The sequence below is a fragment of the Terrimonas sp. genome (assembly GCF_003075435.1).
Classification (GTDB): domain Bacteria; phylum Bacteroidota; class Bacteroidia; order Chitinophagales; family Chitinophagaceae; genus Agriterribacter.
In genome coordinates this window covers 1-23,822 of record NZ_QCZJ01000008.1, presented here as the reverse complement: position 1 = coordinate 23,822, position 23,822 = coordinate 1, and the positions used below count along the sequence as shown (strand labels likewise).

General features: G+C 38.1%; 19 protein-coding genes. 14 read left to right on the top strand and 5 right to left on the bottom strand.

The window, feature by feature from the left end:
* The first annotated feature begins 648 nt into the window (after positions 1 to 648).
* The 4 genes from tnpA to DC498_RS10535 all read left to right on the top strand — a co-directional run bounded on the left by tnpA (position 649) and on the right by DC498_RS10535 (position 2,894).
* Positions 649 to 1,092: an IS200/IS605 family transposase gene (tnpA, locus tag DC498_RS10550; RefSeq protein WP_116874120.1), complete on the top strand. Its 444-nt coding sequence runs from the start codon at positions 649 to 651 to the stop codon at positions 1,090 to 1,092.
* 64 nt (positions 1,093 to 1,156) lie between these two features.
* Positions 1,157 to 1,693, top strand: coding sequence for a DUF1572 family protein (locus DC498_RS10545; protein WP_116874119.1), 537 nt, complete (start codon positions 1,157 to 1,159; stop codon positions 1,691 to 1,693).
* 61 nt (positions 1,694 to 1,754) lie between these two features.
* A complete protein-coding gene (locus tag DC498_RS10540; RefSeq protein ID WP_116874118.1) occupies positions 1,755 to 2,396 on the top strand; it encodes a porin family protein in 642 nt (213 codons plus the stop codon).
* A 33-nt stretch (positions 2,397 to 2,429) separates the two neighbouring features.
* A complete protein-coding gene (locus DC498_RS10535; protein ID WP_116874117.1) occupies positions 2,430 to 2,894 on the top strand; it encodes a hypothetical protein in 465 nt (154 codons plus the stop codon).
* A 4-nt stretch (positions 2,895 to 2,898) separates the two neighbouring features.
* On the opposite strand, the gene DC498_RS10530 is transcribed toward DC498_RS10535, so the two are convergent.
* On the bottom strand, positions 2,899 to 3,240 hold the full coding sequence (locus tag DC498_RS10530; RefSeq protein WP_165813812.1) for a helix-turn-helix domain-containing protein: 342 nt from the start codon (positions 3,238 to 3,240) through the stop codon (positions 2,899 to 2,901).
* Between the two features lie 277 nt (positions 3,241 to 3,517).
* On the opposite strand from DC498_RS10530, the gene DC498_RS10525 reads away from it, so the two are divergent.
* From DC498_RS10525 to DC498_RS10505, 5 genes are all read left to right on the top strand, one after another.
* Complete coding sequence (locus DC498_RS10525) at positions 3,518 to 3,766, top strand: hypothetical protein (RefSeq protein WP_116874115.1); 249 nt, start codon at positions 3,518 to 3,520, stop codon at positions 3,764 to 3,766.
* Between the two features lie 44 nt (positions 3,767 to 3,810).
* Positions 3,811 to 4,044, top strand: a complete 234-nt coding sequence (locus DC498_RS10520; protein ID WP_116874114.1) for a class IIb bacteriocin, lactobin A/cerein 7B family — start codon at positions 3,811 to 3,813, stop codon at positions 4,042 to 4,044.
* A 72-nt stretch (positions 4,045 to 4,116) separates the two neighbouring features.
* Complete coding sequence (locus tag DC498_RS10515; RefSeq protein ID WP_116874113.1) at positions 4,117 to 4,866, top strand: hypothetical protein; 750 nt, start codon at positions 4,117 to 4,119, stop codon at positions 4,864 to 4,866.
* Between the two features lie 184 nt (positions 4,867 to 5,050).
* Positions 5,051 to 6,178: an HlyD family secretion protein gene (locus DC498_RS10510; RefSeq protein WP_116874112.1), complete on the top strand. Its 1,128-nt coding sequence runs from the start codon at positions 5,051 to 5,053 to the stop codon at positions 6,176 to 6,178.
* Positions 6,156 to 8,309, top strand: coding sequence for a peptidase domain-containing ABC transporter (locus DC498_RS10505; protein ID WP_116874111.1), 2,154 nt, complete (start codon positions 6,156 to 6,158; stop codon positions 8,307 to 8,309). Before DC498_RS10510 ends, DC498_RS10505 begins: the two co-directional genes overlap by 23 nt.
* Here DC498_RS10505 and DC498_RS10500 read toward each other — a convergent pair.
* On the bottom strand, positions 8,297 to 9,328 hold the full coding sequence (locus tag DC498_RS10500; protein WP_116874110.1) for an isoaspartyl peptidase/L-asparaginase family protein: 1,032 nt from the start codon (positions 9,326 to 9,328) through the stop codon (positions 8,297 to 8,299). The two genes, DC498_RS10505 and DC498_RS10500, sit on opposite strands and share 13 nt — an antisense overlap.
* 202 nt (positions 9,329 to 9,530) lie before the next feature.
* Between DC498_RS10500 and DC498_RS10495 the strand changes: the two genes are divergently transcribed.
* On the top strand, positions 9,531 to 14,285 hold the full coding sequence (locus DC498_RS10495; protein ID WP_116874109.1) for a translocation/assembly module TamB domain-containing protein: 4,755 nt from the start codon (positions 9,531 to 9,533) through the stop codon (positions 14,283 to 14,285).
* Positions 14,286 to 14,294: 9 nt separating this feature from the next.
* On the opposite strand, the gene DC498_RS10490 is transcribed toward DC498_RS10495, so the two are convergent.
* Positions 14,295 to 14,909, bottom strand: a complete 615-nt coding sequence (locus DC498_RS10490; protein WP_206197587.1) for a hypothetical protein — start codon at positions 14,907 to 14,909, stop codon at positions 14,295 to 14,297.
* 407 nt (positions 14,910 to 15,316) lie between these two features.
* Between DC498_RS10490 and DC498_RS10485 the strand changes: the two genes are divergently transcribed.
* The gene (locus DC498_RS10485) at positions 15,317 to 16,417 is read left to right on the top strand and encodes a DUF3810 domain-containing protein (RefSeq protein WP_116874107.1); all 1,101 of its coding nucleotides are present in this window, start codon (positions 15,317 to 15,319) and stop codon (positions 16,415 to 16,417) included.
* 47 nt (positions 16,418 to 16,464) lie between these two features.
* On the opposite strand, the gene DC498_RS10480 is transcribed toward DC498_RS10485, so the two are convergent.
* The gene (locus DC498_RS10480; RefSeq protein WP_116874106.1) at positions 16,465 to 17,436 is read right to left on the bottom strand and encodes an ROK family protein; all 972 of its coding nucleotides are present in this window, start codon (positions 17,434 to 17,436) and stop codon (positions 16,465 to 16,467) included.
* A gap of 51 nt (positions 17,437 to 17,487) precedes the next feature.
* Positions 17,488 to 19,140, bottom strand: coding sequence for an MFS transporter (locus DC498_RS10475; protein ID WP_116874105.1), 1,653 nt, complete (start codon positions 19,138 to 19,140; stop codon positions 17,488 to 17,490).
* 136 nt (positions 19,141 to 19,276) lie between these two features.
* Here DC498_RS10475 and DC498_RS10470 point away from each other — a divergent pair, with 136 nt between their 5' ends.
* From DC498_RS10470 to DC498_RS10460, 3 genes are all read left to right on the top strand, one after another.
* Entirely contained in the window at positions 19,277 to 20,569 is a 1,293-nt protein-coding gene (locus DC498_RS10470; RefSeq protein ID WP_116874104.1) for a sugar MFS transporter, read from the top strand.
* Between the two features lie 282 nt (positions 20,570 to 20,851).
* Positions 20,852 to 22,348: a glycogen synthase gene (locus tag DC498_RS10465; RefSeq protein ID WP_116874103.1), complete on the top strand. Its 1,497-nt coding sequence runs from the start codon at positions 20,852 to 20,854 to the stop codon at positions 22,346 to 22,348.
* A gap of 35 nt (positions 22,349 to 22,383) precedes the next feature.
* On the top strand, positions 22,384 to 23,658 hold the full coding sequence (locus tag DC498_RS10460; RefSeq protein ID WP_116874102.1) for a glucose-1-phosphate adenylyltransferase: 1,275 nt from the start codon (positions 22,384 to 22,386) through the stop codon (positions 23,656 to 23,658).
* Positions 23,659 to 23,822 lie beyond the last annotated feature (164 nt).

The window sequence follows — 23,822 nt, the reverse complement described above, 5'->3', positions numbered from 1 at the left end:
TATACGTTGTAAGTATTTCTACAAAAATGATTAACAGTGTACGGCTGAGTGTTAATTATGCTTGATAACAATGCAAAGCAGAAGGATAAATACTTCTGCAGGAATAAAATAATAAGGTTGATTAATGTGGTATAGCTTTGTTACTAAGTATAATATAATATGTAAAAGCTAATATTTGATCTAATCTGACATCCAAGAAGAGTTATAGTTAATATTACAAATTCTTACTAAAATATTTTTTCCTGCAATCCACTCCCACACGCTACAGAGTGGGTTGCAGGAAAAAGTATAAACTGTCTGACAACAAGTAGCTAAACTCAACGGAGTTGTGGATTCAAATACTGGTCAATACATATAACTGGAGTATAAATCCATCCTATTAACTCATTCACCCTCTACTCCTGAAAATAGGCTACAGTAATCTTCACCTATTTTTTATAACAGCGACGTGAATTCTAAAAACCTTATTACCTTAGTAACCATAATCGAACATAAGTCCACCTTATTATCTTATTAACTACTCAAAAATCAACTACCGTAATCTTCGCCCCGTTTTTATATAAGAGAGAAGTAAATTCTAAAAACCTTATTACCTTAGTAACTATAATTGAATATAAGTCCACCTTATTATCTTATTAATAGCTAATCATGAAAGTAGAATACCACAATCTTTATACTCATTTTATTCTGATTACTGAAAACAGAATGCCGCTGATCACTGAAAGATTCCGGGAAAAATTAGAAAAATATATTACTGGTATTATTAACAATAACAACTCAAAAATGTATAGCATTTATGCTAATCCTGAGCATATTCATTTACTGGTATCCCGTTCACCCAAGATTTCTGAAGCCGCCCTTGTTTCAATCGTAGGAGACAGTTCTTCAAAATTTATTAACGACAAAAAACTTTGTGCGGGGAGATTTGCCTGGCAACAATCTGCATCGGCTTTTTCTGTCTCAAAAAATGATATTGACAAAGTGTGCAAATACATCCTTAATCAACCTGAACATCATAAAAAAGTAAGTTTTACTGAAGAGTATGACAGATTTTTAAAGCATTATCAAAAAACATTAAAATGGGATATATAAGATTATATTAACGATGTGGCAAAGCTTTTATTACCGATCAAATAATATTTAACCAGCAATTATTATGGAAACGCTTTCAAAAATATTTCTGCAATCTGCCGTAACAAGAGTAAAGTATTACAAGGAACTGGCAGATAAAACCTTTGCACAATTAGATGAGAAGGATTTTTATTACCAGCCCAATGAATCATCCAACAGCGTGGCTGTTATTATTCAACATGTAAGCGGTAATATGCTGAGCCGATGGACTAATTTCTTAACAGAAGATGGAGAAAAGACCTGGAGAAACCGCGATAAAGAATTTAATGACCAGCATTACGGTAAGGAAGCATTGCTGGAGTTATGGAAAAATGGATGGTATTGCTTTTTAAACGCTTTAGAAAGCCTGGAAGAAGCCGATCTTCTAAAAACTATTTACATACGGAGCGAGCCATTAATTGTAGCAGATGCCATCAACAGGCAATTGGCACATTATCCTCATCATGTAGGGCAAATCATTTATATCGGCAAAATGCTTAGAGGAAACAAATGGGAAAGTCTCTCTATAGAAAAAGGAAAATCCGATAATTTTAATAAGACAATGAATCAAAAATTCAACTGAGAATTATATTCGCCTACTTTGCACCAATCCATTACTTTTGCGCAAATTTTGTAGAACCTCAATGAAAAAGATACTTCTTTGTTCTGCTGTTTTGTTCTGTAGTTTATGTACAGGTGCGCAGGTATCCTATGGCGTTATGGGAGGTTTGCAACAAATAGATGCAAGGGTAAAAGTTTTTGAAGGGCCCGTCGTGCCGGTAAAGCCCGGATATGGTTTACATGTTGGTGCTTTTCTGAAAGTTCCTTTCGATAAAAATTTATACTTTGTTCCCCAATTGTTATACAGCTTAAAAGGTTTTACTGTACAATACAATGATGTGCTCCGGGATTCTGTAGCAAATAATACACTGGGAATACATTTTATTGAAATTCCCGCATTGTTACAATTTGATACCAGGAATAATGGCGAGGGTTTATTCTTTCAGTTCGGGCCTTCTGTTTCAATTGCTGTTGCAGGTACGGATAAAAAAAATTTTTTAAATGGTAAAGAAAAAAAAACACCAATGAAATTTGCCAATACGGCTTATGGCAGGTTTGAAATGAATCTTGTTGGCAAAATTGGTTATCAGGTAAAAGATAAATGGTTTGTTACCGGTGGTTATGCTTTCGGTTTAGGCAATATTGTAAATGATGATTTAAGCCCGGGTATAGCGCCCAGGATGATAACTGTGAGCGCAGGATTTTTCTTTCCGGGAAAGTTATAAATTACGTTTCACTTCCATCTAATAAAGTATTTCATGAAACCGGGTTGCTTTATCCTGCTATTTCTATTTTTTGCTTTAATAACTAATTCATCTTTTGTATGCATCACACCGCGTCAATTAGTTACTATTGACTCGATAAAATATTTTAAACCCGACCAAATTATATTAACCGCAGAAAGTTTTAAGGACACTGTTATTCAATTAAACCTTAACAATAAACACTATAGTTTTTCCAAGGATTCATCAACAAATTTCCGGGCGTTTAAAGCAACCAGAGACGACAGGAATATATATATACTTACAAATATTGTTGCTACGTACATAAATGATACCACAGTGCTTACAACAATAAAATATCAGGCATTCGACAAAATAAAGCTTACCAATTCCTCAAAAATATTTGAATTAAAAAATGTACCTTTTTCATTAAAAAGCTTAGATAACTTTCTGGTTCGTAAAAAAGATTATGACCTGTTGGTTTCTGATAAGAGCAAATAGTTAGTTACTCATTTGTCTTTAATTTCATCACCTCCTCGGTAAGGTTCAGTATTTTTTCTATAATGGTTTTGTCAACATTCAGGTTATAATCGGCAGATTCCTGATCAAGCGGCTTATTCAATATCTTAATGTTACCGTTTTTTACGGTAATTAATGTGGTATATTCCACTTCCAAAGCTTTTGCTATTTTCTCAATACGGCTAATGGTTATTTCCACCTGACCATTTTCTATCTGGCTCATGGTAGCTTTACTTACTTCAATCTGTTTGGCAAGGGTTTCTAACTTAATGCTTTTTAAGAGCCTGTAATGTCTTATGCTTTTACCTATTGCAGCAGTTAAATTCATGGTTAGCTTTTTAGGTGAATTGAATTTAATTGATAGATTTAAAAGTAAACAAAGTTTGATATAGTCAAACAAAAAAATATGGGAAAAATTATTATTACAAATTTTAAAGTATAATTTCAGCATGCTAAGATTGGTAACCTTAGTGGCTGCCCGCCTGCAAAGACCAATTGCAAACAGGCATTAAGATTAGCTGACGAGCTATAAGGGAGAGCCGCCGTATGCCCTGTGTGCGCAACACACTTAAGACGGGTATTAAAAACACTTCAAAGCTAAAACTATGACACAAACAATTGACTTACAAAAAATGGGATTATTTCCCGTTTCACTCGAGGATTCTGCAAATATTGATGGTGGTATTTTTCCTCTTTTAATTATTGGGGCGGTGGTTTTACTGGCAGGTTGTGTGCAAACCAATCAGAGTAATGGAAGCTCTAGTCAAACTAACGTACAAGTTAATGCGCAAAATGTTGGAGATTCTATTTCAAACTCAAATCACGGTACATTACAAATCACACCAGTACCTTAAGTACCAGTGAGAAAACTATATTTTCAATAAAACTTAGTAGTAAAATGAAAAACATAGAAATGCAATGCCTGGTACTTACTGCATTGACGGAAGACGAAATGCAGGAAATAGACGGTGGGCTTCTCCCCCTTTTAATTATTGGGGCTGCAATTTTATTGGCAGGTTGTTCCGGTCAATCCAGCCAAAGTAATGGGAATAGTACGCAAATCAACGTTCAATGTACAAATTGTTCTGTTACTGTGAAGAGAGATACTGTTATAGTAACTCCTAAGTACTAATCTCTATAAACAACAAGGGGAAGGTGAATTATATTTACGCCCCTTGTTTGATTATATTTTTCTAATTGAATTATGAACAACAACTCTCGTAAATATTTTGGGATAATAATAGGCATAATGACGGTATGCAATATACTTGACATCATATCTACTTATTATGTTTCTCCAACATTAGAATATGAAGGTAATAAATGGGTGAGGCTATTATCATTAAATTTTAAGGGATTGATTACCGTTTTAATAATAATGCAAGTGCTCAACACAATTCCACTTTGGTTCCTATGCTTTAAGTATAATGAACCTAAGTATCAGTTCAGAAATAGCAACTCGTTTTTCGAGGTTCTTAAAATATATTTTAAAAACTACCCTCATGAAACAGTAACTTGGAAAAAAATAAAAAACGGGCTATCGGGAATTCTGGCTTATTCCGGCTTTGCATTTCCACTTATATATATATTTAGCAAAATAATTGTAACAATTGAAAATTTTGCCTTTGGTTTTTTTTTGAGAAAAGTTACAATTGATAGTAAATCTGGAGATAATCTGAATATTTCTTACCATAAAACAGACCAATTCTGGAATAGCCTACCAGGAAAATCTTTGCTTTTCTATATGAATTGTTCAGTAAAGCAAAAATTAGCCATTCAAAACTCGATATTAACAAGCATCAGTATCGTGCTTTTACTTTTTTACATATGGCAAAATTATTTGAAGGCAATACGAACACCAATGACTGAAATTAGTGACAATACAAACTCAAATGAAGTCAGTACATGGGTGTTAATAGTCGCTTTAGTAGTTTCAATTTTCATTTTAACATAAAATTGCTTATTCCAAACAGATCAAATAAAATTTTATGAATAGGAAAAACACCAGGCCTATTGTAGTTATAATTATTCTATTTGTGACTGCAATTTGCCTTATTGCAAATTGGGGTGAGATAAAACGTGGATTTAAGAATGGATGGAATTCTGTGCAGTATAAGTAGTACTAAATTTTATTACCAATGCAGCCATCGTTTTCTTCCGCTATTTATATAGTTATTATACTTATCGTAATAACAGGCTTAACCTCACTTCCATTCATTCACACCAGCATTGCCACCAAAGCACATGGTATTACGCGGCCATTTACTGAACGCACGGAAATAAAACCTTTAGCCACCGGCATCATTGAAAATATTTATTACAGCGAGGGCGATACTGTGCTATCGGGTGCTGTAATTGTACAAATCAAAGACGACAATACCCCTTTACAAGCCATAACGAATGATTATGATATTGAACAACGAAAACAGTTTATACACGACCTGAAGTTACTTACTTCCGGCCATGGCAATACAATGGCCAGCAGCCTTAGCAGCCCTGTTTACAAACAACAGCTTACCAGGTATCTCTACCGACTTGCCGACCATGAAGCCTCATTAAAGAAAGTAAATAAAGAAGTGGAGATGAGCAGAATGCTGGCCAAAGAAAAAGTAATAGCTCCCAAGGAAATGTTTGATAAAGAAGTAGAGAGCGAAAAACTCAAGGCTACATACCAGGCTTTAAAAAGAGAGCAGACCAGCGCCTGGCAGCAGGAACTGTCAAAGTATGAAGCTGAGTTATCGCAGCTTAGCGCCGCCAGGGTTAAAATATTTACCGACAAAAAAAATTATGAAATAAAAGCGCCTGTTACCGGCATTATCCAGGGCATAAATAACTTATACCCCGGCAATATGATACAAACCGGGCAAACCATTGCTACCATATCACCTGAAAGTAACTTAATAGCGGAATGTTATGTAAATACCCGGGATATAGGGCTGTTGAAAAACGATCAGCCTGCAAGATTCCAGGTGGATGCTTTTGACTACAATTATTTCGGTATCCTGACAGGAAAAATAATCAGCATTGATAACGATTTTACACTAATAGATAACCAACCGGTTTTTAAAGTACGTTGCTCTTTTGATACTACCCAATTGCATTTAAAAAACGGATTTACCGGGCGCCTGAAAAAAGGATTGTCGCTGCAAGCCCGCTTTGTTGTTGCAGAAAGAACGCTGTGGCAGTTATTATTTGACAAAATTGACGACTGGCTGAACCCTGCCGCACCACCAACAGCTGCCTATGAAAAAAGCAATAAAAGTTAAGCAGAGAGATATAACAGACTGTGGGGCAGCCTGCCTGGCCTCAATAGCAGCCCATTATAAACTGCGATTACCTGTAAGCCGTATAAGACAATATGCGGGTACAGATAAACGGGGCACCAATGTTTTAGGTTTAATTGAAGCTGCTGAAAAGCTTGGGTTACAGGCAAAAGGCGCCAAAGGACCGTTTGAAAGTCTTTTTAAAATTCCGCTGCCAGCTATCGCACACCTGGTTTTAAAAAACCAGTTGCACCATTATGTAGTTATCTATAAAGCAACCAAAAAACATATTTGTTTCATGGATCCGGCAGATGGCAGGCTGCAAAGACAAACACATGAAGCGTTTAAAGAAACATGGAGTGGCGTGATCATTTTAGTATTGCCTAATGATGATTTTGCGGCAGGCAACCAAAAAACATCTAACATAAAAAGGTTCTGGCAACTTATAAAACCACATAGCGCTGTAATGATACAGGCATTGGCTGGCGCTGTCGTATATACTATCCTGGGGCTATCTTCTTCCATTTACTTACAAAAACTCATAGACTTTGTGCTGATAGAAGGCAATGTGCGGCTGCTTAATTTGCTCAGTGTTGCCATGATCGCGATACTTATTTTTTCTGTGGTTATAGGATATTATAAATCACTATTTGCATTACGAACCGGGCAAAGCATAGATGCAAGATTAATATTGGGGTATTACAAACATTTACTGAAGCTGCCGCAGAGGTTTTTTGATACCATGCGCGTTGGTGAAATTATAAGCAGGGTAAATGATGCAGTAAAGATCAGGATGTTTGTAAATGACATTTCCTTAAATCTTGTGGTAAACGTATTGATCATTGCATTTTCCATAGCGGTTATGTTTTTATACTATTGGAAGCTTGCACTGATCATGCTCCTGATTATACCGGTATATACCCTGATATACTTTATAAGCAATATCGTTAATAAAAAATGGCAGCGAACCTTAATGGAAGACAGCGCCGAACTGGAAACGCAGTTAGTGGAAAGCTTAAATGCGGCAGGAACCATAAAACGGTTTGGACTCGAAGAGTATGCCAACGAAAAAACAGAAAACCGGTTTTATAAGCTGCTGCAAACTATTTATAAAACCAGTATATATAGTTTACACCTTGGCAATATCTCTGATTTTTTTACGCGACTTTTTACCATAATTCTTTTATGGGCAGGTAGTTATTTTGTGATACAAGGCGAGCTATCTCCCGGGGAGCTACTGTCGTTTTATGCTTTGATCGGCTATTTAACCGGCCCTGCCGGAGCCCTGATTGGCGCCAATAAAAACATCCAGGATGCGCTTATTGCTGCCGACAGGCTTTTTGAAATCATTGACCTTGAAACGGAAGCGGATGATAAAAACAAAATGATGTTAAAGCCTGACCTTACCGGCGACATAAAGTTTACCGATGTTACATTCAGGTATGGAACAAGAACAACGGTATTTGAAAAACTCAGCTTATTCATTAAAAAAGGACAAAGTACGGCTATTGTCGGAGAGAGCGGAAGCGGTAAATCTACCTTAATGTCGTTATTACAAAACTTATATCCTGTAAAAGAAGGGCAGATCAGTATTGGTGATTATAATATTCAATACATAGATACAAAAAGTTTGAGAAGAGTGATAGGTGTTGTTCCGCAAAACATTGACCTTTTTGCCGGCACCATCATTGAAAATATTGCTATTGGAGAAGCTGAACCAGATATGGAAAAGCTCCTTTTCCTGTGCCGGCTTACCGGCGTTAATGACTTTATAGAAAAGTTACCCGCCACCTATAATGCTGTATTAAGTGAGCATGGCACTAATTTATCAGGCGGACAAAAGCAAAGGCTTGCCATTGTCAGGGCATTGTACCGCAACCCGGAGATACTGATATTAGATGAAGCCACCAGCAGCCTCGACCCCGCAAGTGAGGAGAAAATTCAGCAAACGCTCCATTGGTTTAAGCAGTCAGGCAAAACAGTCATTATTATCGCTCACAGGTTAAGCACTATAAAAAACTGCGACACCATTCTGGTGCTAAAAAACGGGAAATTAGTAGAAGAAGGCACTCACGAATATCTTATTTTACAAAACGGGCATTATAAAGAGTTGTGGGCATATCACTCCTTATAAATCTTTACCTCTGCTTTTCCATCCTTCATAAATCCCCTATACATACCTTCCGTATTAAAAGGCATGGCAATATTACCCTTGCTGTCTACCGCTATAAGCCCGCCATCACCACCGAGTGCAGGCAAGCGTTTCATTACCATTTCGTCGGCAGCATTTTTTAAAGGTATCTTTCCAAACTCCATCATATCGCTGATGGTTTTGGCCATTACCAGCCGTATATAATACTCTCCCCAACCCGTGCAACTGATAGCGCAGGTATTGTTATCAGCATAAGTGCCGGCGCCAATAATAGGTGAGTCCCCTACCCTTCCAAACCGTTTATTCGTCATGCCCCCTGTGCTTGTTGCAGCGGCAAGGTTTCCGTATTGATCCAGCGCCACAGCGCCCACCGTACCGAACTTGGAATCTTTATTCGTGAAGTAGTATGATGAACTTTTTTTGCCGGAATGATCCAATTCTGTCTTCAGGGAATCTTCTTTCTTTACCTGCTGCAGCGCCTTCCATCTTTGCCCGGTAAAAAAGTAAGATGGGTCAACAATTTCGAGACCAGCCTGGGCCGCAAACTTATCCGCGCCTGCACCAGCCATTATCACATGATTACTTTTTTCCATTACTGCCCTTGCCGCAGTGATGGGATTTTTTACCGTTGTAACCCCTGCCACAGCGCCTGCAGACAAAGTTTTTCCATCCATAATAGAAGCGTCCAGCTCATTTTTGCCTTCATTGGTAAATACAGCGCCTTTGCCGGCATTAAACAAGGGGTTGTTTTCCAGCACTTTTATGGCAGCTTCCACTGCATCAAGAGAAGAACCTCCTCTTTCAAGTATATCATACCCTTTTTTTAAAGCCTCAGATAATCCGTCAGTGTATTCCTTTTCCAGTTCCTGTGTCATCTGGCTTTTTAATATTGTGCCGGCGCCTCCATGTACCACCAACACAATATCTGATTTCCTGGTTTTTACCTGTCCGTATCCCCCAAAAGTCCCTAAAAGCAGGCAAGCCCAAACAATATATTTCATGACAATAATTTGCGGTAAGTTAACGATAATGTAAAACGCAGCGATAAGCTGTTTTAAAAATGTAAAAATTGCAATTTACTGCTGGCATTGAATTTGCCCATCAGTTTGATTTACTTATTTTTACACTTAATTCTCCAGCCTGAAAACTGTATTCAAAATATTAAAAACAACTGTGCTGTCATTACTGTTCCTGATAGTTTTGATGGCAGTATTGATCAACACTACTTTCTTTCAAAATTTTCTTGTAAAAATAGCGGCAAATCAACTATCAAAAGACCTGGAGACGGAAGTGTCTATCCGGCATGTAAATTTTGCGCTCTTCAATACGATGAATCTTGAAGGCGTATACATCCAGGATCAGAACAAAAAAGATACGCTGCTCTATGCAGGCAAAATAAAAGTAAACATCACCGATTGGTTTTTTGTAAAAGACCAGGCAGAAATTAAATATATCGGGCTTGAAGATGCAATTGTAAACATGCATCGCACGGATTCGGTATGGAACTATGAATTCCTGGTTGATTATTTTTCAAGTCCTTCAACAGGAAAAAAGAAAAAGCAGTTTGCGTTATTGCTGGATAAAGTTGATTTAAAAAATATTAGTTTTAAAAGAATAGATGAGTGGCGGGGGCAGGACCTCATGCTTTATTTAAAAGAGCTTAATTTAACAGCAGACAAAATCAATTTTCAGCAAAAATTCATTCACGTTAATGATCTTAATATAAACGAGCCTGTTTTTGCCATATATGACTACCCGGCATTACGCCCCAAAAATCCCAGGCTTGCCGCTTTTAAGAATAAGATGGATTCGTTGCCGATTGCTTTTAATGAAGATGGCTGGGATATTACCGTGAAGCAGATGAATATTACCAACGGTGCATTTAAAAGCGACAGAAAAACAAAAAGAGCAACTTACGATTATTTTGATGACAGTCATATTCATTTCTTTGTCATTAATGGCGACTTTAAAAAGGTAGCGCTTAAACAGGATACATTATTTGCGGATATGACACTAAGTACAAAAGAAAGGTCGGGCTTTGTAGTGAATTCGCTCACATCTCAGTTCAGGATGGAACCCGGTGCAATGATCTTTGAAAATCTTGATATAAAAACCCCCTACAGTCATCTCCGGAGGTATTACTCCATGCGCTACAATGATTTTGATGATGATATGCAATCATTCATCAGCAATGTTCGCCTTGAGGGCAGATTCTATAACAGCAATGTGCACACGAACGACATAGCCTATTTTGCACCCGAACTAAAATCATGGAATAAACTTATAAGAATAGACGGGAATGTAACCGGAACAATTGATAATCTTAAAGCAAATGATTTTGTTGCAGAAGCCGGGAGAAGCACCCGCCTTAATGGCAATTTGAAAATGAATGGCTTACCTGATATAGATTCCACGTATATAGATTTCAGGGCTAATGATTTCAGAACCAATTACAGTGATGTTGTTGCCATTGTTCCTTCTCTTAAAGAAATTACAGAACCAGATCTCAGCCAGATTACTGACCTGCGTTTTAGAGGAACCTTTACCGGCTTTCTCCGTGATTTTGTTACATACGGCACCATACAAACCAATCTTGGCACTATTACCTCCGACATTAATATGAAGATACCTTCCGGGGGGGCAGTGAGGTATTCAGGTAAAATTTCAACCAATAAATTCGATATAGGAAAATTAGTTGGAGAGGATGATCTGGGATTGGTATCGTTTACAGGCGATGTTAAGGGAACAGGTTTCAGCTCCTCTTCACTTGATGCGGAATTAGATGGGAAATTTTCTCAATTGCAATTTAACAATTATGATTACCAGGATATAGCCGTAAAAGGAAGAATGCAAAAAAAAATGTTTAAAGGTGTAGTAAACGCCAAAGATCCCAATTTGATTATTGACCTGAATGGTGATATTAATTTTACAGGAGATAAACCGGAATTTAATTTTTTTGCAGATATACAAAGAAGCAATCTGCAGACTTTGGGATTTACTACCGCAGATATGAATGTGATAGGAAAATTCGACATGAATTTTAAAGGAGATAATATTGATAATTTTTTAGGAACAGTTTCTCTATATGATGTGGCTGTAACAAAAAGCAATCAAACTTTTGTATTTGATACCCTCACACTTAGTTCCCATGAAATAGACAGACAAAAAATATTGCAACTACGTAATACGGAAGCTTCAGCCTTCCTTATGGGGAATTTCACTATTCGTGAATTGCCGGACGTTGTAAAACAGTTTTTAAATAAATACTACCCTGCTTACATTCCTCCTCCGAAAAAACCTATTAATGATCAAAATTTCCTTTTTCAGCTTGATGTAAAAAACATTGATCAGTATTTAACGCTTATTAATCCGGCTCTGAAAGGATTTAATAACAGCACTATTGTAGGATCACTGAATTCACAAACAAACTTAATGGCTATCAGCGCCATGATACCATATGCCTCTTATAAAAATATAGGTGTCCAGGACTTCCGGTTAACGGGGTTAGGCAATATGGATAGCTTAAAAATAACCGGCGTTATAGGCAATACTATTGTTAACGACAGCCTCCAGTTCCCTGGGAGCAAAATAACCATTGCCTCTGCCAATAATGTTTCCCAGCTAAATATCAGCACTGCTGCAACACAAACTATTAATGATGCAAAATTATCAGCAGTGATCACCAACCTGCAGGATGGCGTAAAAATCCATCTTGATCCTTCAAGCATTGTATTGAATGATAAAACATGGAAAATAGATGATGGCGGAGAATTGACACTGAGTAAAACTTATGTTGATGCTAAAAATGTAAAATTCAGTAATGGAGAACAGGAGGTATCGGTAGTAACCCGCCATTCGGATGTGGGCACATGGGATGATATAGTAGTAGAACTGAAAAAAATAAACATTGGCGATTTTATGCCCTTTATTGCCAAGCAACCAAAACTTGAGGGTATTGCTACCGGCTCTGTTACTTTTGAAGATGCATTCCGCAATATGTATATTTCTGCCAACCTGAAGACCGAGCAATTCCGTTTGGAAAACGATTCAATCGGTGTGGTTGACATTACAGGAGCCTGGGATGACAGGAACAAAAAAGCCACTTATGAAGCAATTTCAAGCAATCCCAATTATGATTTCAGTATTGCGGGTTCCTATGATGCTTCAGATTCTTTAAATCACCAGATCAATGCCGGGGCAAATTTTGACAAAACCAATATTCATTTTCTTGAACAATATTTGAGTGTTGTATTTGGTGATATGAAAGGAAAAGCAACAGGAAATCTTCGCATGATTGGAAATGTAAACAGCCCGGAATATGTAGGAACCGTTCAACTCAAAGATGCAGGGCTCAGGGTAAAATATACGCAATGCTACTATACCATTGATAGTGCTACTATTGTATTTTCTCCCGGAAAAATTGATTTTGGCACGGTTACATTACATGATACACTGCACCATAGTGCCCGAACTCCGGCTAATGCGGCGATCCTTACAGGGGATATGGAACATAATAACTTTAAAGATTTTGTGTATAATATCAGCATTAATACCAACAGGTTATTATTACTAAATACTACACGAACAGACAACAGTACATTTTACGGCAAAGCTGTGGGAAAAGCTAATTTCAGATTACGCGGCCCGGATTATGATATGCGCATGTCTATAACCGGTGAGCCTGTAGATAGCTCAAGCATATTCATCACTTCATCGTCATCAAAAGAGAGCGCCGGTGCAGACTATATTATCTGGAAGCAATATGGAAGGGAAATGAATCTTGATTCATTAAGTGGCCTGGCATCTGAAATAAATGTTGACCTGAATCTTACTGCCAATAATTTCACCAGGATGTATATGGTACTTGATGAAGTTACCGGTGATATTATTGAAGCGACCGGTAATGGTAACTTAAGAATGAGAACCGGAACTAATGCCCCCTTCACCATTAATGGCAAATACACCATTGACAGGGGATACTACCGGTTCAGCTTCCAGGAGATATTTAAAAAGCCCTTTGTTTTAATGCCGGATGAAGGAAGTTATATAAGATGGGATGGAGATCCTTACCAGGCAGAAATAAATTTGAAAGCGAAGTATGCAGCTACAGATGTAAAATTAAGTTCTTTATACTCACAGCAAGGACAAACTACTGATCCGGAAGTAACCCGCCTCAGAGGAGAAAGAACAGATGTAGATGTTTTATGTACACTCACCGGTTCACTTGGCAAACCGGATATACGCTTCGATATTAGTCTTCCGGGAAACAGCGATGTGAGAAACAGCCAGCGCCTGCTGGGGGATCTGCAACGTATAAATAACGATGACAATGAAAAAAATAAGCAGGTAGCATACCTTATAGTATTTAAAAGCTTTGCTCCTATCGGGCAGTACAATGTTCAACAAACTGATGCAACCACTTTTGCATTTAATACCATTACAGAATATATCTCCGGCTATCTGAGCAGTTCACTTAAAACATTGTTGTATGGGCTTTTCAAAGATCCAAGCCTGAGTGTAAATTTTAGTTACACCAGGGCTTCCATAGATCCAACCGGCACAGGAACAGGTTTAGGTAATACGGTTAATCTTACAAGGGATAATGTTAGCCTGCAGTTTATAAAATCCTTACTGAATGATAAGCTTGTCATAACTTTTGGAAGCGACTTCAATTTTGTAAGCAGTGGTTCCCAGGCTGCGCTTAATGCTCAAAATACAAGCTTCCTTTTTTTGCCTGATGTTACTGCCGAATATAAAATTACCCCGGACGGTAAATTCAGGGTAAGTTGTTTTTACAGAAGTAATTTTGATGCACTCTCTACTACAGGTAAGCGCAACCGCGCAGGAGGAAGTATTTCATTCAGAACCGAATTTGATCCTGAAAACCTGAAAAAGAAAAAAGAGCAAACAAGAAAGCATGAAGATACGCCCGACTCTACGGTTGTACGGCTTTTTTAATATTCCTGCTTACAGATATCTTATTTCTGCTTCCGGTTGAAATTTTTGCCCCTTTATTTTTTCTTGCGGTTTTTGTTCCTGGTAAGTAAGTATGCCGGCAGAAGCTGTTGCAATAGCTATAATCGTGGAAATATAAAAAATCATAAAGCTATCATCCGTATTCGCTCTTTCTGGCATAATATAGCTGTAAATAACAGTAATGATGGATGTAGCATATTCAAACAATAAAGCGTAATAAATATATTGGTAAGATGTATGCGATTCACTGAATGAATTCTTCCTGGAATAACTGATTATTGTCCATAAAACATAGTATAATACAAGCAGCACTCCTCCAAACACAATTACAGTCTCAACCCCGCTCATAAACCAAGAAACAATTGAAGCGCCGATCTCAACACATAGTAATGGAATTAAAATTTTTCTCAAACTTTTCCTGATTCCATCAATTTCGGTTGTGGAATATAAAATGAAAAGCATAAAAGGAATATCTGCAAGATTATACAAGCGTTCAATAATATTTAAAGCCATTGACTGTTTGATCACTTCTGCAGAACAAACAATATTGACCAGTCCGGCCCAACACCAGTACAGCCCAAACCAAACCAATATTCTATTCTTCATAAGCCCTTTTACCCACAGGAGTAATATTGGTATAAAAAAAGAAACAGCCGCAAAAAGAGATGCAAACTGGTATAAGGAAGCATACATATTTACAAATATTAGATTTTAAGTTAAAGCGAAAAATCGTTCTTCTTATTGCTGTAATCTTGCATGTATAGGAATAATACTCCCGATGTCAATTGCAGGAATTACTAAATTAAAATACTTTAATATGTTAGTTTTCACATCTCCTTTTACTTAGTCATCTCACACTTAGTCATTTAAAAAAATAGTAACCGGCATATTAACAAACATCAAATGATTTTGTTACCCCCCATTAAAACAAATTATCGCAGATCCCGTAAATGGTAACATTCAATTATGGGCTATTTTTATTGCGGCAAGAAGCTTAATTAAATCATCATCAGGTGAAACAACCATTTCCCGGAAATAACAACAGAATATCCGTTATAATACTATTTTGTGTTGCGGCATGTATACGACTGTTCGCAACAAATGATCAGCTCGTAGAAAAATATTATTCAACATCATTATACAGTAATATCAGCACCTTTTTCAGGTTTGTTTTTGGCTGGATACCATTTAGTGCAGGTGATGTACTATATATTTCTGCCATTTTATATTTCATATGGAAATGTATAATCCTCACAAAATATATCCGGAATAAAAGTATAGGTGCAATTTTTAAAAGAACATACCTGTTTGGGATACTTGGAAAAATCTTGATGCTGTATATTATCTTCAATATGTTATGGGGGTTAAATTATGACCGCAGTGGTATCAGATCGCAATTGATGCTTGAACAACAGGAATATTCAAAGGAAGCGCTTGAAGAAATTAACATGCTGCTGATTGATAAGGTTAACGCCTGTAAAACAGGATCAATCAATCAAAAGATATCGTACCCAACACCTGCTGATGTTTTCAAAAAAACATACAGCATATACCAGGAAGCATCTGTACAATATCCTTTTCTGCAATATAAAAACAAGTCTGTTAAATCATCGTTTTTTGGAACTATTGGCAATTATCTCGGCTTTTCCGGTTACTATAATCCATTTACCGGCGAGGCACAGGTAAACACTACCATTCCTGCTTTTTTGCAGCCTTATGTGAGCTGTCACGAAGTGGCACATCAATTGGGATATGCTAAAGAAAACGAAGCCAATTTTGTGGGATATATTGCTGCAACCTCATCAGGCGATTCACTATTTATGTATTCTGCATATTTAGATATCTTCCTTTATGCCAACAGAAATTTATGGAGAACGGATTCTATTTCTGCTAAACAATTTTCAGAACAGCTAAGCCCGCAAGTAAAAAAAGACGTTAAAACCATGAAAGATTTTTACCGCAGTTTTCAGAACCCTGTTGAGCCTTATTTCACCTGGGCATACGGTAAATATCTCCAGTCAAACAGGCAGCCATCCGGCATGCTTTCATATAGCGAAGTAATCGGAGATATTATTGCTTATCACAAAAAATATGGAAGAATCGGGGGGGAATGAGGTTTGTAGTTTATTGTTTGTAGTTTTTATTCCTTACACCTTTTACCCTACACCCTATCCTTTATTTCCCAAACCAAAGCGCTTGCACCAAGTATAGCAGCATCCGCTTCTTTTAATTCACTGAAAATAAGTTTTACCTTATTCTGAAAAATAGGCAACAGGTTTTCTTCCATGTGCTTTTGTGTAGGCTTGAGAATGAGATCGCCGGCTTTGGTCATTCCACCAAATAATATAATCGCCTCAGGCGAAGAAAACATTACGAAGTTGGAAAGTGCAAGCCCCAAGATCTGCCCGGTATATTCATATACTTCTTTAGCAATGGTATCTCCCTGTATGGCACAATCGTATACTATACGTGAATCAATGCCGTCTAACGGATAATTTCTTAAAAGACTATCCTGGTCAGGCCGCTGTTCAAGAAATTCTCTTGCGGTATATGCCACTCCCGTAGCAGAAGCATAACTTTCCAGGGAGCCTTTCATATTTGTACCTGGGTGCAAACGCCCTCCGGGAATAATAGTGGTATGCCCCAGTTCTCCTGCAAAACCATCATGTCCATATATTAAATGACCGTTTGCTACAATACCGCTGCCTACGCCTGTGCCCAGCGTGATCATAATAAAATCTTTCATACCCTTAGCGGCGCCATACATCATTTCACCAACTGCCGCAGCATTTGCATCATTGGTTAAAGCCGCAGGCACCCCAAATTTTTCTGTTATTAATTTAGCAAGCGGAATAATGCCCTTCCATATCAGGTTGGGCGCATATTCAATAGTACCGCTGTAATAGTTACCATTAGGCGCTCCTATTCCAATACCTTTTATATTTTCAATGCCGCCAACCTGCAATATAGCGGGCTGAAGAGCTTCATACAGTTCCTGAATATAATCTTCAATATTTTGATGTTTTCTACTCGAAATAGCTCCACGGTAAAGCGTATCTCCCCTGTGGTCTACTATGCCAAAAACGGTGTTTGTTCCTCCAATATCGATGCCTATTGCATACTGCTGCTTCATACTTTCTATAGTTAATTTATAGTTGTTTGGTTGTTTGAACTGATGATAATTTTAGTGTCCGCCACCTTCTATGGAGCTGTAATCTATTCCCTGCGATTTGAGCACAGATTTTACCCTGAAAGCATAGAACGCAAGATAAGCAAAACAAATAACCGGAATAATATAAGAATGATGAATTCCTATGGCAGGAAGGTCTGCTAATTTTCCCTGCAATGGCGGAATGATGGCTCCGCCCAGGATCATCATTACTAAAAATGCGGAACCCTGTGCTGTGTATTTACCCAACCCGGCTATTGCCAGCGAGAATATGCTTGGCCACATGATTGAGCAGAATAATCCGCCGCTTAAGAATGCGTAAATGGCTGTTTGACCTGTGGTAAATAACCCGATGAGCATGGCAGCAACGCCTAACCCGCCAAATATCATAAGAGTCTCAGCAGGTTTTTCTTTCCCGAGAAAGAAACCGGCTATCTGTATAAGTACAACTCCTGCATACGCATATAAGGGCGTGAAATTATTTCCAGCAACCAGGTTGGCTGCAATAACAACACCAAAAGCTATATAAGGAACTATAATAAATAATATAGTGCGCATAGATTTGGTAGGGTTAAATACTGTTATGGCGCCTGTCCACCTGCCAATCATTAAACTACCCCAGTACATTGAAATAAATGGTGCAAGATCATTTTCACTGTATCCTCCAAAATCAGGATGTTTTAAAAGCTCGCCGAGATTACTCTGTATGGTTACTTCAACGCCTACATACATAAAAATGGCAAGCATGCCCAATATCAATTGCGGGTATTTCATTGCTCCCCAGCCGGATGAATTTTTTTGTGCGCCGGCATTGGCGCCAAAAAAGCCAATGATCATTACCAGCAAACCGGCTACCAGCAGCCACATATTTCGCAAACTCACATCATGACTTAATTTTTCATTAGCCGCCAGTCCCCGGTAACTGGCGAAAATAATTCCAAAAACAATTGTCATTACAACAGTGATGGCTATAAGTAACCACATTGCTTTTGGTGCAGGTTCAAAGCTGTCTTCTTCTTTTACGTTTGGCAGTTTTTTGCTCATACGGAAAAGTATAGCAGATAAAAGGAATAACACACCTACTACAATATACAGTGTGTTCATTGATGTAATAGATGCATTGGCTATATCTGTTTGGTCTGCGGTTGCTTTGCCAAAAAGCGCCAAGGCTACTATGATAGGGCCAATAGTTGTACCGAAAGAATTAACACCACCTGTAAGGTTAAGCCTGTGCGACCCTGTTGAAGGATCGCCCAGCGCGATGGCAAAAGGATTGGCTGAGGTTTGTTGCAATGAAAAGCCCAAACCAATAATAAATAATGACACCAGTATACCTGCAAACCCGCCAAAGTTAAAAGAAAGCAACATGAATAATGCTCCTGCCGCACTGGTTAATAAGCCATAGATAATACCGGTTTTCATGCCCCAGTGGTTCATTATATCCTTATTCTTTACCGCGGAAGCAACAAAAAGTGCCAAAGCACCTACATAATATGCTCCATAAAAGGCAAAGTCAATCAACTGGCTTTGAAACTGGTCTAAATGAAAATAATGTTTACAAAATGGTATGAATATACCGTTGCCGGCAGCAATAAATCCCCAAAAAAAGAAAACAATGACAAGCGTGCTTAAAGCGCCGTAGTTAGTAGGTTGCTTTTGATGAGCCATTTTTAAACTGGTTAGAATGATAAATATAGAAAGTGGCGGTGAAATTAAAGCATAACAATCGTTTGCAGCAAAAAAAATAAAAAACTCCCTGCGATTACCGCATTTCTTTATTAAGTTCGGGAAATTTTAATCAAACATGTCTAATTCTGGTATCGCTATTCAACCTCAACCACAAAAAAGCTCTTTAGGTCCGCTGCTTATTATCGGCGCATTGTTTTTTATTTTTGGGTTTGTAACATGGGCAAACAGTACATTAATACCTTATCTCGGTATAGCTTGTGAACTTACGCCTGAAGAGGCCGTATTAGTAACATTTGCATTTTATATCTCTTATGCTGTAATGGCATTCCCTTCTTCATGGGTGTTAAAATTAACCGGTTTTAAAAAAGGAATGATGGTCGGACTGGCTGTGATGGCCGCTGGCGCATTATTATTCATTCCTGCAGCTAACAGCCGTACATTCGGCATGTTTTTATTTGCATTATTTGTAATCGGTACCGGGCTGGCGCTTTTGCAAACTGCTTCAAATCCGTATATAACAATTCTTGGCCCTATTGAAAGTGCGGCAAAGCGTATCAGTGTAATGGGAATATGTAACAAATGTGCGGGTGCGTTGGCTCCATTGATTTTAGGAGCAATAGTGCTTAAAGATTCAGAAGCTTTAAAAACAAAATTATTAACAATGGATGCAACACAGAAAGCCGCAGAACTTGATGTGCTGGCATCCCGCGTGATAATGCCTTATGTTATTATTGCGATCGTATTAATATTGCTCGCCCTGTTCATATACTTTTCTCACCTTCCTGAAGTAAAAGCTGAAGGTGAAGACGGGGCAGAAACATCAGGCGTGAAATCGAGAGATAGCATTTTCAGCTATTCTTATTTGTGGTTAGGATTTATATCTATCTTTTTGTACGTAGGCGTTGAAGTAATGGCTGGTGATATCATACAACTATATGGTAATTCAATAGGTATAAGTCTTGATGTGGCAAAACATTTTACCACCTATACTATGATAGGTATGCTTGTTGGTTATATCATCGGGATTATTACTATTCCAAAATATGTTTCTCAATCAACAGTGCTTAAATTATCTGCTATTTTAGGTATATTATTTACACTGGGCGCTATATTTACCAGTGGCTATACTTCTGTATTATTTATAGCATTACTTGGTTTGGCAAATGCACTTATATGGCCTGCAGTATGGCCATTAGCTATAGACGGACTGGGCAAATTCACTAAAACAGGATCGGCTTTATTAATAGTTGGTATTGCCGGCGGAGGCATCTTACCTAAGTTATGGGCAGGACTCGGTGAAAAAATCGGGTTGCAACAGGCATTCTGGATTATGGTGCCCTGCTATCTTTTTATTTTATATTTTGCTATCTCCGGCCATAAAGCAGGAAAAACGGTGAAAGCTTCATAGCGTTATGTTGAACGTATTCACTCAGCTTTCTGGGGCGCGATAAGATAACCCTGAACTACTCACGTTTATGATTTCACATCTCACGCTGATTTAACAATAAACTTCTCAATAACAGCAGAAGGTCAAAAGAGTAAAACTTCTCTTCTGACCTTTTTCTTTTACCTGATAAATAAAGTTGTAACAACATGTAATTTATTATTCCAATAATTTTTTTATGTAATGATGGTATAAATGAAAAACCTTCCTATATTCAATTAACGAATGCTCACCTAATCATACAAGATGGAAATTATTCATGTAAGTGCCGAATGTTATCCTGTAGCAAAGGCTGGTGGCTTGGGAGATGTAGTAGGAGCCTTGCCAAAATATCAAAACGAGCTTGGGCATATTGCCAAGGTTGTAATGCCTATGTATAAAACAAAGTTTCTCATTAATAATGAATGGGATGTTGTTCATAAAGGCAGGACAAATATCGGCGATTACTGGTTCGACTATACGATTATAAAAGAACGAACCAATAAACTCGGTTTCGATCTTTACCTGGTTGATATTAACGGTTTGCTCGACAGGGAAAAAGTATATGGTTATGATGATGATACGGAAAGATTCACTGCTTTCCAGGTTGCTGTGGTTGACTGGATATCGGTTTGGGCGCACCATCCTGATATTATTCATGTGCATGATCATCACACAGGGTTCATACCTTTCATCATTAAGTATTGTTATAAATATCAGCACCTGCAAGGTATACGCACGGTATTAACCATTCATAATGCGCAATACCAGGGCACAATGGATTGGGAAAAAAGCTATTTGCTTCCGCCATGGGATAGCTGGAAATGGGGAATGCTCGACTGGCAGAATAATATCAATCCATTAGCATCTGCCATAAAATGCGCATGGAAGGTTACTACTGTAAGTAAAAGCTATCTCGAAGAAATGCGCCAATCCGCTAATGGACTGGAAGCATTGTTTGAATATGAGAAGGGAAAATGCTCGGGTATATTAAATGGTATTGACGTTGATGTGTGGGATCCTTCTACTGACACTTATATTGAAAATCATTACAATGTAGAAACAGTAGCTGAAGGAAAAGAACAAAGCAAAAAATTGCTTTGTGAAAGATTTAATCTTGATATAGAAAAGCCTTTGATCGTATTTATAGGCAGGCTGGTGGGCGAAAAAGGTGCGGATATTTTACCGGCTGCCATTGCCGATAGCTTTTATTATATCGGAAGAAGAATGAACTTCCTGATCCTGGGAAGTGGTTTTCCTGAAGTAGAAGCACAGTTAAACGGGTTGCAAAGATTATCACAGGGAGATTACAGTGTGTTTATTGGCTATAATGAAGCGCTGAGCCATTTAATGTATGCGGGCGCAGATTTTTTGCTGATGCCCTCAAGAGTAGAACCCTGCGGGTTAAATCAAATGTATTCTATGCGGTATGGTACAATACCGATGGTGAGAAGAACCGGAGGCTTGAAAGATACGGTAGTTGATTATGGAGAAAAAGATGGTTATGGTATTGTGTACAATTGGGCGGCGGTTGGTGATATTACACAGGGCATATGGCGCGCTGTTCAATTATATGAAAATAAAGATCGGGTGCAGGAGGTAAGAGAACAAATGATGAAGATAGATTTTAGCTGGCAGCAAAGTGTAAAACAATATATAGCGCTGTACGAATCTATACTGCCCCGGGAGGAAGCCCTAAAAACTGATGAACCGGAAACAGGAGAATCAGAAGCTGATGAACCGGCAGAGGAAAAAAGTATTTAGATAAATTAATAATTCACCATAATCAATTTTCTACCATGAAAAAAAGCGTGATTGCTGTTATATTAGGAGGAGGAGCCGGAACGCGTTTATCGCCCCTTACTGCAACCAGGAGTAAACCCGCTGTACCTATTGCCGGTAAATACCGGCTGGTGGACATTCCTATCTCCAACTGCCTTAATTCCGATATCGGCAGAATGTTCGTGCTTACACAATTTAATTCAGCTTCACTTAATAAGCATATTAAAAACACTTACTATTTCAGCCGGTTCAGTAAAGCGTTTGTAGATATTATTGCGGCTGAGCAAACACCTGATAATCCCGGCTGGTTCCAGGGTACAGCAGACGCGGTGCGCCAGTCATTGCGCCACCTTCAGCAGCAGGAATTTGATTATGTGCTGATATTATCCGGCGACCAGTTGTACCAGATGGATTTCAGCGAAATGCTGGACAGCCATGTGGAAAAAGGCGCTGATATTTCCATTGCAACAATACCCGTTGGTTCAAGAGAAGCACCTGAGTTTGGTATATTAAAATCGAACGAGGAGAATATTATCACTTCTTTTATTGAAAAGCCCAAAAAAGAACTGTTACCTGAATGGGTAAGTGATACCGGCGAAGAAATGCAGAAAGCAGGCAGAATATACCTCGCTTCAATGGGTATATATATATTCAACAGGAAATTATTGTTTGATCTGTTGCTTGATACCTATAAAGATGCGACTGATTTTGGCAAAGAAATTATTCCGAATTCTATTAGTACATGTAAAGTAGCAAGCTATCAGTACGATGGCTACTGGACTGATATTGGTAATATCTATTCATTTTTCGAAGCAAATATTTCGCTGACAGAGGATATTCCACAGTTTAATTTATTTGACAGTCAGCAAGCTATTTATACTCGCCCACGTATGTTACCTCCTGCAAAAGTGAGTGGCACAACACTGGAGAAAACTATTCTTGCCGAAGGCTGTATCATTAATGCATCGCGGGTTGAAAAAAGCGTGATGGGCATACGTTCGCGTATTGGCTATGGTACCACTATAGTAAGCACCTATATTATGGGTTGCGACTATTATGAAACCCTTGAAGATATGAACAATGCTTCTGAAAGAGGGTTACCGCAACTGGGTATTGGTGAAAGATGTTATATACGCAATGCCATTATTGATAAGAACTGCAGGATTGGTAATGATGTGCGTATTAACGGCGGCAGCCACCTGCAGGATTCGGACCATCCCTTATATACTATTAAAGATGGTATTGTAGTGGTGAAGAAAGGCGCGATACTGCCGGATGGGTTTGTGATATAATAGCTATCAGCTTTCAGCGGTCAGCTATCAGCAGTCGGTGTCTTGTCCTAGCATAAGTAGACAGATTTAAGAACAAAAAAATCTGTAATACCATGACAAGAGATGTCCAAACGGTGATCCGGTATAGTATTAGCTTTAAGCAAAAAGTAGTCAGAGAGTTAGAA

Excerpts from the sequence above, each read along its gene's own strand:
- tnpA (WP_116874120.1), top strand. The coding sequence starts at position 649 with ATGAAAGTAGAATACCACAATCTTTATACTCATTTTATTCTGATTACT.
- DC498_RS10545 (WP_116874119.1), top strand. The coding sequence starts at position 1,157 with ATGGAAACGCTTTCAAAAATATTTCTGCAATCTGCCGTAACAAGAGTA.
- DC498_RS10540 (WP_116874118.1), top strand. The coding sequence starts at position 1,755 with ATGAAAAAGATACTTCTTTGTTCTGCTGTTTTGTTCTGTAGTTTATGT.
- DC498_RS10535 (WP_116874117.1), top strand. The coding sequence starts at position 2,430 with ATGAAACCGGGTTGCTTTATCCTGCTATTTCTATTTTTTGCTTTAATA.
- DC498_RS10530 (WP_165813812.1), bottom strand. The coding sequence starts at position 3,240 with ATGAATTTAACTGCTGCAATAGGTAAAAGCATAAGACATTACAGGCTC.
- DC498_RS10525 (WP_116874115.1), top strand. The coding sequence starts at position 3,518 with ATGACACAAACAATTGACTTACAAAAAATGGGATTATTTCCCGTTTCA.
- DC498_RS10520 (WP_116874114.1), top strand. The coding sequence starts at position 3,811 with ATGAAAAACATAGAAATGCAATGCCTGGTACTTACTGCATTGACGGAA.
- DC498_RS10515 (WP_116874113.1), top strand. The coding sequence starts at position 4,117 with ATGAACAACAACTCTCGTAAATATTTTGGGATAATAATAGGCATAATG.
- DC498_RS10510 (WP_116874112.1), top strand. The coding sequence starts at position 5,051 with ATGCAGCCATCGTTTTCTTCCGCTATTTATATAGTTATTATACTTATC.
- DC498_RS10505 (WP_116874111.1), top strand. The coding sequence starts at position 6,156 with ATGAAAAAAGCAATAAAAGTTAAGCAGAGAGATATAACAGACTGTGGG.
- DC498_RS10500 (WP_116874110.1), bottom strand. The coding sequence starts at position 9,328 with ATGAAATATATTGTTTGGGCTTGCCTGCTTTTAGGGACTTTTGGGGGA.
- DC498_RS10495 (WP_116874109.1), top strand. The coding sequence starts at position 9,531 with ATGGCAGTATTGATCAACACTACTTTCTTTCAAAATTTTCTTGTAAAA.
- DC498_RS10490 (WP_206197587.1), bottom strand. The coding sequence starts at position 14,909 with ATGAAGAATAGAATATTGGTTTGGTTTGGGCTGTACTGGTGTTGGGCC.
- DC498_RS10480 (WP_116874106.1), bottom strand. The coding sequence starts at position 17,436 with ATGAAGCAGCAGTATGCAATAGGCATCGATATTGGAGGAACAAACACC.
- DC498_RS10475 (WP_116874105.1), bottom strand. The coding sequence starts at position 19,140 with ATGGCTCATCAAAAGCAACCTACTAACTACGGCGCTTTAAGCACGCTT.
- DC498_RS10470 (WP_116874104.1), top strand. The coding sequence starts at position 19,277 with ATGTCTAATTCTGGTATCGCTATTCAACCTCAACCACAAAAAAGCTCT.
- DC498_RS10465 (WP_116874103.1), top strand. The coding sequence starts at position 20,852 with ATGGAAATTATTCATGTAAGTGCCGAATGTTATCCTGTAGCAAAGGCT.
- DC498_RS10460 (WP_116874102.1), top strand. The coding sequence starts at position 22,384 with ATGAAAAAAAGCGTGATTGCTGTTATATTAGGAGGAGGAGCCGGAACG.